1 protein-coding gene is annotated in these 1,450 nt (G+C 69.7%); it reads left to right on the plus strand.

Going from position 1 to position 1,450, the window contains the following annotated elements; genetic code table 11:
• On the plus strand, positions 1-1,450 hold a 1,450-nt coding region (locus tag ABD371_RS35660), incomplete at both ends, for an AMP-binding protein (protein ID WP_344486917.1).

The raw sequence follows: 1,450 nt of genomic DNA on the forward strand, positions 1-1,450 counted from the left end.
CGATCGCGTCGGGTGAGGAGCGGCGGGAGCCGGAGGCGTTGGCGGAGATGATCCGCACCTCCGGTGTCGAGGTCGCGAGCGTCGTCCCCTCACTCCTCGGGGTCCTCGACCCGGCGGCGGTGCCCGGTGTACGGAACTGGGTCCTCGGAGCCGAGCGGCTCAATGCCGATCTGGCGAGTCGGTGGCTCGCTGGTTCGCGGGTGTGGAACACGTACGGTCCGACGGAGGCGACCGTCATCACCACCGCCGTTCCGCTGGACGCGGGGATGACCCCGGACGATCAGCCTCCGGCGATCGGGAGCCCGATCGGCAATGCCCGGGTCTTCGTCCTGGACGGTTTCCTCCAGCCGGTTCCGGTGGGGGTGACGGGTGAGCTGTATGTCGCGGGCGCGGGTCTGGCGCGTGGTTATGCGGGGCGTGCGGATCTGACGGCGGAGCGTTTCGTGGCGAGCCCCTTCGGCGGGCGGATGTACCGTTCCGGGGACCTGGCTCGTTGGAGTGCGGACGGTCAGTTGTGGTTCGTGGGGCGTGCGGATGAGCAGGTGAAGATCCGTGGCTTCCGTGTCGAGCCGGGTGAGATCGAAGCGGTCCTGGCCGGGCACGAGTCGGTGGGTCAGGTCGCGGTGGTGGTGCGTGAGGACCGGCCGGGTGACAAGCGCCTGGTGGCGTATGTGGTGGCCGCTGAAACCGTGGACGTGGCGGTGCTGCGGGAGTTCGTTGGCGGCCGACTGCCGGAGTACATGATTCCGGCAGCGTTCGTGGTGCTCGATTCGCTGCCGTTGACGGTCAACGGGAAGCTGGACCGGGCCGCGCTGCCCGTGCCGGAGTCCGCCGGCGAGGCCGGTGGGCGTGCTCCGGCGACGCGGGCGGAAGAGGTCTTCTGCGCCCTGTTCGCCGAGGTGCTGGGGCTTGAGCGGGTCAGTGCCGACGGCTCGTTCTTCGAGCTGGGCGGCGACTCGATCATGTCGATGCTGCTCGTTTCGAGCGCCCGTAAGGCCGGGCTCGTCATCACCGCCCGCCAGGTCTTCGAACGCCAGACCCCCGAAGGGCTGGCTGTGGTGGCCGGTGCGGTGGGTGAGGGTGCCGCGGTGGGCGGTGGTGATACGGGTGTGGGTGAGATTCCGCTGACGCCGGTCATGCATGAGCTGATCGAGCGGGTGGGTGCGGAGAAGCTGGGGCAGGTCGTTCTGTCCGCGATGGTGGAGACCCCGGTGGGGCTCGACTTCACCGTCCTGACGGACGCGGTTCAGGCACTGGTCGATCACCACGACATCCTGAGGGCGCGCCTGGAGGAGGACGGCACCGTACGGAAGCTGATCGTTCCCGAGCCCGGCGACGGCCTCGCCGGGCGGCTCCTGCGCCGAGTGGACGCGACCGGGCTGGCCGGAGACGGACTGAACGGTCTGGTCGGCGAGGAGATGAAGGCGGCCGTGGACGGGCTGGATCCGTG

Source organism: Streptomyces amakusaensis (assembly GCF_039532665.1).
GTDB lineage: Bacteria > Actinomycetota > Actinomycetes > Streptomycetales > Streptomycetaceae > Streptomyces > Streptomyces amakusaensis.